10 protein-coding genes are annotated in these 15,065 nt (G+C 36.2%); 6 read left to right on the plus strand and 4 right to left on the minus strand.

The window, feature by feature from the left end; all coding sequences use genetic code 11:
* Positions 1–96 precede the first annotated feature (96 nt).
* From V6E90_RS18490 to hisC, 5 genes are read left to right on the plus strand one after another with little or no spacing between them, the layout of a single operon-like run.
* Complete coding sequence (locus V6E90_RS18490; RefSeq protein ID WP_332606143.1) at positions 97–2,295, plus strand: TonB-dependent siderophore receptor; 2,199 nt, start codon at positions 97–99, stop codon at positions 2,293–2,295.
* 12 nt (positions 2,296–2,307) lie between these two features.
* Positions 2,308–3,699 carry a hypothetical protein gene (locus V6E90_RS18495; RefSeq protein WP_332606144.1) on the plus strand — a complete coding sequence of 464 codons (1,392 nt, stop codon included), beginning with the start codon at positions 2,308–2,310 and terminating at the stop codon, positions 3,697–3,699.
* A complete protein-coding gene (locus V6E90_RS18500) occupies positions 3,696–4,712 on the plus strand; it encodes a hypothetical protein (protein WP_332606145.1) in 1,017 nt (338 codons plus the stop codon). The genes V6E90_RS18495 and V6E90_RS18500 overlap by 4 nt, the downstream gene beginning before the upstream one ends.
* The gene (locus V6E90_RS18505; RefSeq protein WP_332606146.1) at positions 4,706–6,118 is read left to right on the plus strand and encodes an MATE family efflux transporter; all 1,413 of its coding nucleotides are present in this window, start codon (positions 4,706–4,708) and stop codon (positions 6,116–6,118) included. Before V6E90_RS18500 ends, V6E90_RS18505 begins: the two co-directional genes overlap by 7 nt.
* Positions 6,119–6,128: 10 nt before the next feature.
* Positions 6,129–7,277 carry a histidinol-phosphate transaminase gene (gene hisC, locus V6E90_RS18510; protein WP_332606147.1) on the plus strand — a complete coding sequence of 383 codons (1,149 nt, stop codon included), beginning with the start codon at positions 6,129–6,131 and terminating at the stop codon, positions 7,275–7,277.
* 667 nt (positions 7,278–7,944) lie between these two features.
* Here hisC and V6E90_RS18515 read toward each other — a convergent pair.
* The 4 genes from V6E90_RS18515 to V6E90_RS18530 all read right to left on the minus strand — a co-directional run bounded on the left by V6E90_RS18515 (position 7,945) and on the right by V6E90_RS18530 (position 14,147).
* A complete protein-coding gene (locus V6E90_RS18515; RefSeq protein ID WP_332606225.1) occupies positions 7,945–8,595 on the minus strand; it encodes an isochorismatase family protein in 651 nt (216 codons plus the stop codon).
* A gap of 603 nt (positions 8,596–9,198) precedes the next feature.
* Positions 9,199–10,794: a bifunctional aspartate transaminase/aspartate 4-decarboxylase gene (locus V6E90_RS18520; protein WP_332606148.1), complete on the minus strand. Its 1,596-nt coding sequence runs from the start codon at positions 10,792–10,794 to the stop codon at positions 9,199–9,201.
* Between the two features lie 56 nt (positions 10,795–10,850).
* Positions 10,851–12,536, minus strand: a complete 1,686-nt coding sequence (gene aspT, locus V6E90_RS18525) for an aspartate-alanine antiporter (RefSeq protein WP_332606149.1) — start codon at positions 12,534–12,536, stop codon at positions 10,851–10,853.
* Between the two features lie 714 nt (positions 12,537–13,250).
* On the minus strand, positions 13,251–14,147 hold the full coding sequence (locus V6E90_RS18530; protein WP_332606150.1) for a LysR family transcriptional regulator: 897 nt from the start codon (positions 14,145–14,147) through the stop codon (positions 13,251–13,253).
* Between the two features lie 179 nt (positions 14,148–14,326).
* Here V6E90_RS18530 and V6E90_RS18535 point away from each other — a divergent pair, with 179 nt between their 5' ends.
* Positions 14,327–15,013, plus strand: a complete 687-nt coding sequence (locus tag V6E90_RS18535; protein ID WP_005081173.1) for a hydrolase — start codon at positions 14,327–14,329, stop codon at positions 15,011–15,013.
* The last annotated feature ends 52 nt before the right edge of the window (positions 15,014–15,065 follow it).

Here is a 15,065-nt window from a genome sequence, read left to right on the forward strand (position 1 = left end):
AACATTGCTTTTTGTGTGTTGTAAAGTCGCTTCTAATTTCAGTAAATATTCACAAACGAAGAATTGTATTTTAAAAATGAAAAGGTTTGGCTAGTTATGGTTAATAAAAAATTAATTGGTAATCGCTTGTATTTAAAACTGCTTAATGTGCGCAGTTTTTATAAACACACTTTATTGACCAGTTTTCTGCCCATATTGTGTCCAGTTGTTTATGCAGCTGATTTATCCAATAGTGCTGAAAATACCATTCAAAAATTGGAAACCATTGTGATTCAAGCAAAACCACTTAATGAGAGCTATATTGTCAATGCAGGCGCATTTGGTGCCAAAGACCCAATGGATATCCCAATTCAAATTCAGCGCTACGATGAACAATTCATTCGTAATCAGTCAGCGCGCACGGCCTATGATGTCATCAACAAAGATCCATCTGTAGCTGGTGCGACTTATGGGGCAGGCTTTGATAACTTTAGATTGCGTGGTTTTGCAATTGATAACTTTAATACCATTCGTCGTGATGGATTAACATTAGCAGCGCATCATGATGTAGCACTTGAAAATGTTGAGCGGCTGGATGTGTTAAAAGGGCCTTCAGGATTTTTATACGGAATTAATTCACCTGGTGGGACGCTAAATTATATTTTAAAACGACCGACTGAACAGGCATTCACTACAATCACTGCGCAGGGTAGTAGCTTTGATGGACGTTATATTGCAATGGATAGCAGCGATGCGAGTGAAAATGGTGATTTTGGTTATCGTTTTAATGCGGCCTATGAAAAAAATGGTAATTTTCGTCATGCTGGTGATTTTGAGCGGGCGTTCGTTGGATTGGCAACGGATTTTAGGCTGAGTGATGATGTTCTATTACAGTTGAATATGGATTGGTCGAAAAAATCTGTCACAAGTGATCCATTATTACGAGCAGACCAAAGCACACGCAGTGATCCACTTGATCCCGCCACATTTATACGACCACCAAAAATTGATCGTCGTGATTTATTAACTGCATCATGGTATCGACACCAAACAGAAGGAGTTAATGTTGATGCAAAAATCGAAATTGATTTGAATGACGCATGGCAATCGATTACACAGGCAAATTATTCTCGAGCTGAGCGTCATGGTGGTTATACGGACTTATTTGATATTCAACCTAATGGTGATATTGGTAGCGCAGGTTATGCGCAGTCACGTGGTGAAGTGTTTAGTGCATATTCATTTCAATCTTATTTGACTGGTAAATTAGAAACTGGAGACATTGAGCACGATCTATTTTTTGGTGCCGCCTACAAACATCATGGTGACAAAAGCCCGTTTTGGGATATTGTCGAAAGTGGTGATACGCTGAGCGTTGATCAAGTGTCAGTCGCTAATATTTTACATCCTAAACAACCACCACATTATGACTTTGGCCCAAAACAGACCACGGAATATAGCGGAAAAATTAATGAAAGCTCAATTTTTGCCAGTGATCTAATTCGGTTTAGTGCGAATTGGGAATTATTGTTAGGTGGGCGTTATATTTGGTATAAATCAGAAAATTTATCTGCTACTGCATTAGCACAAAAAGAAAATACATTTGTTCCCGCTGCCAGCATCATGTTTAGACCAAACGACAATGTGATGACCTATATTAGCTATAGTAAAGGCTTTGAACGTGGTGAAAATGCACCGTGGAATGCTAACAATGCTAATGAGCCAACAGGCATCATTGAATCTGAGCAATATGAAGTTGGGCTTAAAGCCAAAATAAATGATCAATTACATATTGGATTGGCTCTATTCAACATTGATCGGGATGCTAATTTTTTAAATACTAACAACGATTATATTAAATCAGGCGTCTATCAACACCGTGGTGTGGAAGCCGAAATAAATGGTAACTTAACAAACAATCTGAAACTACTTAGTAGTTTGGCTTATTTAGATACCGAACTAGACAAAGTAGATGATCTAACCACATTACATAAACGTAGCCAAGGCACACCGAAATGGAAAGCTTATACAGGACTGAACTATGTCATTTCTGCTATTGATGGTTTATCCATAGATGGTGGAGTGAATTATATATCTAATCGTGCTGTGGATGCTCAAAATAGTGGATTTATCCCAAGCTATAGCGTGGTGGATGCTGGCGTTCAATATCAAACTCAGATTGACACCATACCTGTGACATTTAGAGTACTCGCTAAAAATTTATTTGATAAATATTATTATGTCAGTGCTTTTAATGGAGGCTTGGCCGTAGGGCAGCCGCGGGAAGTTCTATTCTCAGCTCAACTGCGATTTTAACGGGAGCGTATTATGCGTTTAACGGCATTACAGCACCCTTTAGTACTTGATATTTTGCAACAACATCAAACAGTGGTTTTAGATTTAGTACAAGGGCTTGGATCACCTTTACATTTAATGTTTCCACAAATCTTTGCAGAAAATATCCAACGCTTCAAACAGGTGCTGACAGATTTTGGACTTCAGGCAGACATTTTATACGCCAAAAAAGCCAATAAAGCCGATTGCTTAATGCGGGTTTGTGTTGAACAGGATATTGGCGTTGATGTTGCTAGTAGCGGTGAGTTAAGCCGTGCTTTAAGCGCTGGTGTTAAAGGCGACCGCATTGGCATTTCTGGTGCCCATAAAGATCGTGCCTTATTACAGGTAGCGCTACAACAGAGTTGTTTAATTGCAGTTGATTCATTGTCAGAGCTAGCATATTTAATTGATCTTGCGAATACATCTCAGCAACAAGGTCGTATTTTGTTACGGTATTTTCCTCCACATCAAAATACAAGTCGCTTTGGTCTTACAGATAGGGAAATTCAGCAAGCCTTAGCGCTATGTTGTAAACATGCGACGCAGGTCAAACTGGAAGGCTTTTCATTTCATCTGACAGGTTATGATATTTCTGAGCGTGCCATCAATGCCGATCTGTTAATTGATCTTTGTGTGAAAGCACAGCAGTTGGGCTTATCAGCTTGTCATCGGGTGAATATCGGTGGCGGTTTTGCGGTGCAATATGTTGAGACGCTGGATTGGCAACAATTTTTAGCACAGAACAAAGATAAACACTATCATGCCAACAAGCAGTTTTTTGATTTTTATCCTTATGGTTCAACGGTACATGGCGCTGCTGCACTGCACCAATTGTTATCCTATCCCGTGACAGAACAATATAATCTGGCAAAAAAATGTCAGCAGAACCAAATTCAATTATTACTTGAACCTGGCCGCGCATTGCTTGATCAAGCTGGTATCAGTGCCTTTAAAGTGCAGGGCATCAAACACGGTTCGCATCGAGATTATGTGATTGTGACGGTAGCCGGTAGCAGCTTTAATTTATCGGAACAATGGTTTAACAGCGAATATTTGCCTGATCCCGTTGTATTGACACATACGCCTCGTCAATCAGCACAATTTAAGGCCTGTGTTGCGGGTGCTACGTGCCTTGAATCAGACTTATTAACGTGGCGTAAAATTGATTTTGAACACCAAATTGCGATTGGTGATGTTTGCATTTACTTAAATACTGCAGGCTATCAAATGGACTCCAATGAGTCTGCTTTTCATGAAGCGCCTATTCCGCATAAAGTCGTCCTCGAGCTCATGCAAAATCAACCGACATGGTATATCGATCAACGATCGCTATACATGGACACAACCCGATCATTAGCTTCACATCATAAGGTACCATTATGACCGAGCGTGCAAATCAAGTGAAGATACAATCTCTTCAGCCCAATAATGAACTACTCATCTTATCGCAGTCACAATTAAACCAGTTAGATATTGATTTAAACATGGTATTAAAGGTGGTGGAATCGGCATTTATTGGTTTACGCCAAGGCTCACAAAACCCACAAAAAACTATTGTTCAACCTGAAGCGGAGCAATCCATTTCCTATTCAATGGTTGGGCGCGATATTGTCAGCCAAACGATCGGTTTTAAAGTGGTGTATGAGTTTGACCCCTATCGGAAATTTAACAACTATAACTTTTTATCATTTATTTTCTTGTGTGATGATCAAACTGGCCATCCGATTGCGCTGATGGATGTGGCGACATTAGGCCCTTTACGCACTGCAGCAACATCCGCGTTAATGGCACGTGCCACTTGTCCAGATGCAAAAATAGCGCTAGTTGTCGGTACAGGTGCTCAGGGTCAAATGGCTTTACCATTATTAGTCGCGGCATTACCTCAATTAGAAAAACTACAAATATTTGGTCATTATAAAGATGGGATTATCGCTGCACAAAATACGTTAAAACGCTATTTCCCAGAACGACAGATTGAGGTTATCACATCGCTTGAACAAGCAGCAAATAATGCAGACATTATCATTGGAGTAGCGGGAGCTTCAGCTAAACGACAGGTTAAACATCAATGGATGAAGCCAAATTCTATTGCGATTTTGGTTGGTTATGGTGTTGATGCTGATGTATTTCAAACAGCAGATCGCATTATTACTACTGATATTGAGCAAATGAAAGTAACCTGTGGCGATCTACTTAAAGACGATGGTCATTTACCGCCTATCCACGCCGAACTACCCGATATTTTAATTGGCTCAAAAACCGCAAAATTACATCAAGGTGAGATTGTCTTTGCCTACAACAGTGGCATGGTGGTCACGGATATTGCACTGGGACGCTACTTGGCAGATCAAGCCTTACAGAAAGCAACGTTAGGACAAATGGTGACATTATGGTAGAACAACTACAAAATGAACGCGGTTTATGGGGGCAAGACACCAAGGCCATTATTTGGCTTGCTTTACCGCTGATTCTAACTAATTTTGCCCATGTGGCGCTGACCACTGTTGATATTTTATTTTTAGGCACGTTGGGCATTAAAGAAATTGCCGCTGGTGGGCTGGCGATTGCGCTCTTTAATCAGTTTCGCACCACAGGTACAGGTTTAGTTACCAGTGTGAGCAATTTGGTCGCCGAAGCGAACACTCGTCAAGACCATCATTTGATCCGATCTTTACTCGTCAGCGGTTTTTTTTGGGCAACTGCTGCGGCATTATTGTTTATATTGATCATCATATTACTTGAAAAACCGTTGATTTGGTTAGGGCAGGATGCGCAAATCGCTGCATTAACTGTGCAATTTTTACTGATTATTGCGCCTAGTCTATTACCTTGCCTATGGTTTCAAACTTTAAGGCATTTTACCGTGGGCTTGAAATATCCTGGCCCATTACTGTTAATTACCATTATTTCTATTGCGTTAACTATTGCGTTTAACTATGTGCTGGTATTTGGAAAGTTTGGTTTTCCTGCGATGGGTTTATCGGGCATTGCCTTAAGCACAGCTATCATTTTTTTATTGTCATTTGTGATGTTTTTGGTCGTGGTATTACGACATCCAAAATTAGCCAGATATTTCAATTTTAGCCAATTTAAATTTGATCGATCGACATTAAAAACGGTATGGAAATTTGGTCTACCCATTGCAGCAACATATGCTTCTGAAGCAGGATTTTTTACCGTATTAACACTGTTAATTGGCACGTTAGGTGTGAATGCTCTAGCTGCACAAACTGTAATTAATCAAATTATTTATATTATCTTTATGATCTCAGCAGGTATTTCTCATGCAGCCTCGATTTTAATTAGTGAATCTTATAGCACACAAAATCACGCTCATGTTAGACGCCTAGGTAACATCGCGGTCATTATCGCTAGTGCTTGTATGGCTGTGACTGCCATTATTTATCTTTTATTTCCACAACAAATTATTGCGTTATTTATATCCAGACAAGATGCATTACAGCCTGCCATGCTGAGCTTAATGATTACAGGTCTGGCTATCGCTGCATTAATACAATTCTTTGATGCGATCCAAAATATAGGTAATGGCCTCTTACGAGGTATTGGTGACACGGTGACACCATTTCAATTATCAATAGTTGGCTATTGGTTAATTGGTTTGCCCGCTGCATATTTACTCAGTAAAGTACTCAATCTTGGTATCTATGGCGTATGGTTTGGGTTGAGCATTGGTCTTACTATAACGGCATTATTATTGTTGTATTTCTTTTATAAACGCCTAAATACACTTCAGCATATAACATCTGTTGATGTTACGACTGGAAACAAAACTAATTTTTAGGGGAAGTTATATGTCACTGCAGCTAACCGATATCATTGAAGAATTAATTCGTCCAGAAGTAAAGCAGTTGCCATTATATGATGCAGGATATTCTCCGAGTATCATTAAACAACGTTATCATTTAGCATCTGTTGCAAAGCTCTCAAACAACGAAAATCCTTTGGGTATTTCTAATAAAGTGATAGCATTTCTAGCAGATAAAATTCATACTTTGGGTAATTATCCAGATCCATATAGCCGTGAACTATGCCAACAGATTGCTCAGCATTTAGCGGTTTGTGCTGATAACATTATTATTGGAAATGGCTCAGAGAACATTTTAGAGTTGTTATGTCAGTCATTTTTAAACCCAAATGATTGTGTGTTGACACAAGCCCCTTGTTTTGGTTTACATGAAATTTTTCCATTAATGATGGGAGCTAAAGTCCATAAAATTCCATCGGATGAATACGCAAAAATCGATATCAAACCTTGGTTGATAGCATTAAAGCAACCTATAAAAATGTTACTAGTCAGTAATCCTTCCAATCCTATGGGTAATATTTTTAATTGTACTCAGCTTAGTGCATTAATTGACAATGCATCTGATGATACGCTATTGGTCATAGACGAGGCTTATTATGAGTATGCTATGGAGGATACGGATTATCCTGATGCATTAGAATTATTGCGCCACAAACAACGACCTTGGATTGTATTGCGTACTTTTTCAAAAGCCTATGGTTTGGCGGGTTTACGGGTTGGTTATGGTATCGCATCCGACCAACGAATTATTCAAACATTGCACAAAGTACGTACTCCTTATAACATTAATTATTTGGCACAAGAGGCTGCCAAACTAGCTTTATTAGACCAAGCACATTTAAATAAAAGTATTCATCATGCGAAAACTGAGCGAGATCGCTTACGGAATGCTTTGATTGAAAAAAACTATTTTGTAGCACCATCCCATACAAATTTTTTGTTTATTAACTGCTTTGCGAATACTAGCATGGTAATAGATCAGCTTGCAGAACAAGGTATCATTGTCAAAGGTTGTAAAGAAGCAGGTTATGAAAGTTTTATTCGTATATCAATTGGTTTAAAGCATGAAAATACACATTTTTTAGTTGCTTTTGATCAAGTGATGAAGAATATAAAAGAAATAAAAAAATATTAGATTAATCGATATAATTCGTTATTTTTATCTTATTTATTTGGAATGTCATAAATTGTATTTCTATTATAATTATCCACTGTTGTTTTATTTTAGCGAGTGGTTAAATGAGGTTTATCTAATGCTTTTCTCTTGAGGTGTTGTGAGGTGGTAAGAGTAAATCATTAGATATTATAAATTTAATTAATTACTATGGATGTATAATATTTATTATATTGATTTTGGTTAATAATAAGTGATTGATAATTAATCAAGAAGAAATTGTTGAATTTATGTGATTTTAAAATAAGGTCTTCAAGGTTTCTTTTTTTTTGATTATTTGGTAAATTCCACTTAAAGTAAAATTTATTTTTTAGTGAAAATCATATTTTTAAGCTATTTTGAATTTAATTCGATTGTTGGGGGTGTAAAACAGATGTGAGGTTTTGTCAATAGGGATGTAGTTGAATTGTATGCTTATAATTTTTTATGGAGAGGGATGCTAGTGGTTTAATATAATGTGGTTATAGAAATATAAATTAATAGGATTGTATGTATTTGGTAATATTATCAAATCAGTTAAAATTTTATAAAAATACTTTAAAAATAAATTTTAATATTTATGCTGGAAATTTACATAGAATAAATAATTCAAAACCTACAAGGCTTTGAATTATTTATTCTAAAAAAATTATTGATATTTATCTAGATTCGTTTCCGGACCATCTTTAACAACGGCTTGTGCTTTACCAAAACTTTCCATTAAGCACTTATATTCAGGACATACGTGATCGGCTAGAATGTCGGCAAAACGTGAGCCTTCAGCTCGATTCCAAGTTTGCATTAATTCTGCAACGATGGCAAATGTATCAGTTGGAATTGCTCCAACTTGAGCAATTCGAGCAATTGTAGTATCTGTAGCTAATTTACTCCAATTTCCTGATGCATCTACAACACAATATACTGTATAACCTTCTTTACGTGCGCTCACAGCGGGGAATGCTAGGCAAACACTTGTAAGAGTTCCAGCAATAATAAGAGTCTTTTTACCTGTTTTTTTCACTGCTTCTACGAATAGAGGATTATCCCAGGTATTAATTTGTCCTGTGCGTGGAACATAAATGGCATGTGGAGCATAATGATGGATTTCTGGAATTAAAGGTCCATTAGGTCCATCTGGTACAGATGCAGTTGTAATTACAGGTATATTTAACAATGTAGCTGTTTTTGCAATTGCGATTACATAATTTCTTAAGTCCGGCACAGGTACATCACGTACTGTATTAAATAGCCCACTTTGATGATCAATAAGTAAAATTACCGAATCATTCGGATCTAACATGCCATTTTCTAATAAGCCATTTGTTGCTGTCATTGGTGAAATCTCTAATCTTAAGTTTTGTTTATATGTTGCTAAAAATTTCAATACTAGAAATTTTTGTGGTTTTAGTGTGAAAAATAGCAAAATTATTGTTAATAATTAGCATTATCGACACATAGGTAATAAAATATTAGATAATTTTGTTTATATAAAGACAATGAATGTTTTATATTGTAATAAATTATTGTTATGTAAATTGTTGTTTGGTGCTGCTGTTTCTTAAATTTTTTGTATATCTTAATCTGAATCCTAATTTCGTTAGTCAAGCTAATTTGTCTTGATTTTTATGCCATTTTGAGAAGTTATATTGAAATATTAATTAATGGTTGCTATGTAAGTAGAAGATAATCTGATATGGTTAGTTTCAATGAATAATAAATTTATGAAATATCTTGTTGTAATTTATTATAAAGTGGATTTTATGTAGATATTTAATATAGGATTATATAATTCATAATTATGACCACAATAATCTAAGATTTATGTAATTTAACTTTCATTAGGACCATAACCATACTGTATGGTCTTAATGAAAATAGAAAAACTCTTATTAAAACCTATTTATTAGGCCTTTTGGGAATCTAAGAATTCTTGATAAGCTTCTTCAGCAAATCGTCTTAAAGAATCACCAATCGCTGCATATTGAAATTCATTTAAATTGGCTAAAGATGCTCTTGCTGAAGGATGTTGTACTCCAAAACCAGAACCTGGAAGTAATATGACACCAGTTTCATCAGCGACTCGGAAAAGTAACTCAGTCGGATTTTTATTTTTCATCACCCAGTCCGCAAATTCATCACCATATAAGATACGTGAAGTATTTTCTAAATTGACTAGAGTGTAATAATCCACAGCATTTGGATCTTCTGGAACCTCTACACCCAGTTGGCGATAGAGAGCCGCATCACGTTCACGAACCACTGATTTTACTGCTTTTTTATAGCTTTGACGTGAATCCATGAGGTTAAACAAAGCGAATAACACCATCTGAACTTGCTGTGGTGTCGATAAGCCTGCTGTATGATTTAATGCAACATTTCGACTGTCGGCAACTAAACGATCAATAAACTTGATATTTGTCGGATCAGTTGTTAATGATGAATATCGCTCTTCAAGCTCTTTCTTATCCTTTTTAGATAATGCAGCTAGTTTTTGGTCAAGAACATTATTATTCGTTAATGCAATAACGCCTAGTCGCCAACCAGTTGCACCAAAATACTTAGAGAAAGAGTAGACTAAAATTGTATTGTCTGGGCAAATGGCAAACAGGGATTTAAAATTGTCTGCAAAAGTGCCGTACACATCATCGGTCAAAATAATCAAATCAGGGCGTTTTTTGACAATATCCGCTAAAATGGCTAGACCTTCATCGCTCATTTTTACTGATGGCGGATTACTTGGATTTACGAGAAAGAATGCTTTAATTGAAGGATCTTCAAGTTTACGTAATTCAGATTCAGGATATTGCCAACCGAGTTTTGGATCAGCTTCGATTAGCACTTCTTCGAGTTCATAATCGTTAAGTTTAGGAATTTCAAGATAAGGTGTAAAAACAGGTGTACCAATTGCAATTCGATCACCATTTGCAATAATTTTGTTTTCTTTCAGTGAGTTGAAAATATAAGCCATTGCAGCAGTTCCACCCTCAACTGCAAACAAATCTACATTTTCCTTAGGCATACCTTGCACGCCCATTTCACGTAAAATATACTCTTTAATGATTATTTCGCTTAGGCGAAGCATACGATCTGGCACAGGATAATTACATCCTAAAATACCCTCAACCATTTCAAGTAAAAACGCATCAGGATCTAACCCCAATTGATCTCTAACATAAGAAACTGCCTTTCCTAAGAATACAACTCCGGGCTTATCGCGATTTTGCATGATAAAATTATCAAAACGAGATTGTAATCCGACTGGGCGAGGAAAACCTCCTAAGCCTTCTGGCATATATGAAAATGAAAATTCAGACTCTGTTGTAGAGAATAAACCTAATTGGAAAAAAGCGCGGCGGGGAATTGTTGCTAAGAAATTTGGATTGCCTCGACCAGCATTCAGCATAAGTCGGTCTGTTCTACTTTGTGCTAATTCAATTAAATTATCTTTTAATTCGAAAGGGCTAAGTTTTGCGTATTTAGCGTAATCAATATTCCCCATGGGGAGTCTCCTTCATTATAGTATAGTTGATGAATTATTGTTTATCATCAATTTATTTAAGCTAAACCCACGATAAGTGGACCAAGTAAGGTTAGAAAAACATTCGCTAGCGCATAGGTAATTGCAAATGGAACCGTTGGAATAGAATTACCTGCTTTGTCTAGAACACCACCAAATGCAGGATTGGCACTTCGCGCTCCAGAAATAGCACCAGCCATTACTGCAACATTGTCATAGCGCAATACATAACGCGCAAAAAGCATTGAAAGAATTAATGGAACCAGTGTAACGACAACACCAATCATAAATAGAGATAGCCCACTTTCTTTAATTGTTTGAATGGCTTGTAAACCTGATTGCAATCCAACTGCAGCAACGAAACCTGCAAGACCTAAGTCTTTTAATAATTGAGATGCCGCTAAAGGCATGTTGCCATGCACTTGATTTCGGCTACGCAGCCAACCGAATAGCAGGCCAGATAAGAGTGCACCGCCACCAGCGCCTAATGTGAGAGGGACATCTCCAATACGCACAACAAATAAGCCGATGATTAAACCTACAACTAAGCCTGCGCCATGAAAAATCCAGTCAGTTTTCAGACTTTCTGGCAACGCTTTACCAGCTTCTTTCACTAAGCGCTCAAGATCGCTTCTTGTACCATAAACGGTAACAACATCACCTTGCCGTAGTATCGTGTCATCATTTAAGGTTTGTACTTCATCGCTATGTTTAATACCAAGTATGTAAATGCCATGCTTTAGATAGTCGGGTGTATTGGCTTTAATATCACCAAGTGTGCGATTGATATATTTTGAGTTTCTTAAAATAACGTCTGTGGTATCCATGATCATTTCCATCCCTTGAGAGGATTGAAGTTCTGATCCAATAGAGTTCGCTACAGCCACGACATTTGCACGACGACCAACAATTAAAACAACATCATTTGCCTGTAACGTTATTTCACGTGAGACATCAATAAACTTATCTTTCCGTTTTAATCTTTCGATTGTGATACTCGGTTGTTTAGTTTCTAATTCAGCAATCGATAGTCCTGAAGCACTTGATACTTTATAAATACGCCCTACGATTTCAGGCATTGCTAATTCTTGACCAGGTGCTAATTCAAAAGCACCTTTTAGCCGTTCAGATTGAGCTTTTAATGCATCATCGTGTATCTCTCGACCCATAAATTTAGGCAAAATATTGACACAGATAATAATGGCGCCGAGTGAACCAAAGATATAAGTAACAGCATAACCAATCGCAACATTTGCTTGAAGTTTTTGAATCTCAGCTAAGGGTATATCTAAGCGAGAAATTGCATCTCCAGCTGTTCCGATAATTGCAGATTGTGTCATTCCACCTGCAGCGAGACCTGCGGCAAGTCCCTTATCTAAATGGAAAATTTTGGCCATAATTAAAACGGTAATTAAACCGCTTATTGCCATAAATGCTGCCAATAAAATTTCTTTAATAGATTGTGGTCCAAGTGATTTAAAAAATTGAGGACCACTTTCAAATCCGACAGCATAAATAAAGAGTGCGAATAAAATTGCTTTTACGCCATTATCAATAGGTACACCAAGTAAACTCAACAAGACTGCAACGAGAAGAGAACCAGCAACACCACCAAATTGAAATTTTCCAAATTGGAATTGCCCAATCCAGAACCCAATTGCTAATGATAAAAACAGCAGTATTTCAGGACTGTGTTTTAATTCACCTTGTAACCATTCAATCATTATCTCGATCTCACTTTTATTATTGAATCAATATTTACATTTGGAATTTATTTATTTTTCATACTTTTAAAATACAATTTAGTTAATAGTAGTTCAATTCAATTGCAATGATTTTATTGGTTTAAGTGATTATTTTTAACTAATTTTTGTAAGTTAAGGTTGTTTTTGTAGTAATTTGTAAGAAGAAATAAAAAGTCGGTAAAATTCGGCTTTGACAGATTTGTGCCTAAGCAATATTACATAAAATGGAAATATTTTTAAGAATTAATTTTAGGTTTTTGTTTTTTTATGTATTTTTTATGAAAAATTGGCGGGTTAATGTAACTTCGAATGAAGTCTACAAACTGATCTGAAATGCGTCACTAGGTCATTATATTTTGGTTTCGGCAATATTAACTTTATTAATTTTACCTATTATTGAATAATGTAGTATTGAAGTGATATATGACGTTGATGCTTATGGGCTGATAGTCAATCGTAGCTTATATGACGTATATCCAAGGGTGTTGTAGAACCCTATCTAGATATGAAAGAATGCAATAGGGTGATTATATTTAAGTATTTTGGAGTAATTCGAAATGTGTTCTTATTTTAACTTAATCTGTGAATTGTAATAAAACCTATCTTATTGATATCTAATGGATGAATAATAATAAGCCCCTCTAAAAATAAAAAAGTGTCAAACAACTGGTGAACAGATTTCAATAAGTAAAATTAAACGTTAATATTTTTGAACTGTCTAATCAAGAAATCAATAAAAATCTGCAGTTTTTTTGGAACTTTTTGACCATTGGGATAAATAGCATAAAAGTTCATCATTGGACTATGGTAGTCTTCTAAACATTTAGCAATTTCTCCAGCATCAAAATATTTTTTTGCAATAAAATCGGGTAAAAAAATGATTCCATGACCTTTGGTACATAAGTCTAGCAAGAGGTCTCCATTATTGCAGATAAATTTTGGATAGCATTGGATTATCTCTGTTGTCTCATTTTTATTTAGAGTAATTTTGTTGTGGGTGTTTTTTGAGCTGCTATATAGTAAGAAATCGTGTTTTTTTAAATCATCTATCGTATCTGGTATTCCTCTTTTTTCAAGATAACTGTTTGATGCATAGAAGCTACGTGTATAAGTATTAATCACAGTATGTTGGAAGTTTTTATCTGCAATCTCATCGACTCTCAATGTTAGGTCAAATTGTTGTTCATAAATATCAATAAACTGGTCAGTTAGATACAAATCAATTTTAATGAAAGGAAACTGTTGAATAAAATCTGAGATGATATTTGTTAACACATTTCGGCTAAATGAGAGTGGTGCATTGATTTTTAGCTCACCTTCAGGATATTGCTGATCATAACTAATTTCATATTTTGCCCATTCTAATTCACTCATCATGACTTTCGCATGTTGATAAAATTTTTCTCCACAGGGCGTTAAATTCATTCGACGTGTTGTTCTGATAAAAAGCGAGACTTTTAAATCATTCTCAAGATATTGAATTCTTTTAGAAACTAAATCCCTTGAAATATTTAAATTTTTAGCTGAAATACTAAAATTTCCATGTTCAACGACGCTTAAAAACGTATTGATGCAATCGATTCTGTCCATGGTTTATCCAATTGAAAGCTATTAAATTTATCTTTATGCATTTGAGCGAACTAAGCAAGTATGTTTTCAATTGTCTTTAAATTGCAGACAAACTGATTCAATTTTGCCATCTATTTTTTTACATTCCATTTTGTTTTCATAGAACTACATTGTTTACAGTTACTATGTTGAGTTTGAAAATGAACAAATCACTTTTAGAACAATTATCACCAACAAATTGCCAAGTTATCTTCATTGATCATCAGCCACAAATGGCTTTTGGGGTACAGTCAATTGACCGCCAAGTCCTTAAAAATAATACGGTTGGTTTAGCTAAAGCGGCAAAAGTTTTTGGTATTCCAGTCACAATTACCACGGTTGAAACGGAGAGCTTCTCAGGTCACACCTATCCAGAATTATTGGATGTTTTTCCAGACGCTCCTTTGCTTGAACGTACATCAATGAATTCTTGGGACGATCAAAAAGTTCGTGATGCTCTCGCCAAAAATAATCGTAAGAAAGTGATTGTTTCTGGTTTGTGGACAGAGGTTTGCAATAATACTTTTGCTTTTGGTGCAATGCTTGAAGGCGATTATGAGATTTATATGGTCGCAGATGCTTCTGGTGGTACATCTAAAGAAGCACATGACTATTCGATGCAACGTATGATCCAAGCGGGTGTTGTTCCTGTAACTTGGCAACAGGTTTTACTGGAGTGGCAACGTGATTGGGCGCACCGTGAAACTTATGATGCAGTGATGAATATTGTCCGTGAGCATTCGGGTGCTTATGGTATGGGTGTCGACTATGCCTATACCATGGTACATAAAGCACCTGAACGTACAACAACGAATCACCAAGTTGTGCCACCTGTTCCTGCAAAATAATAGATCATGAAAGGCATGATTTCATGCCTTTCTTTTTGCTTATCATAAAAAA

Source organism: Acinetobacter sp. ESBL14, assembly GCF_036668815.1.
In the GTDB taxonomy this organism is placed as follows: Bacteria; Pseudomonadota; Gammaproteobacteria; order Pseudomonadales; family Moraxellaceae; genus Acinetobacter; species Acinetobacter gyllenbergii.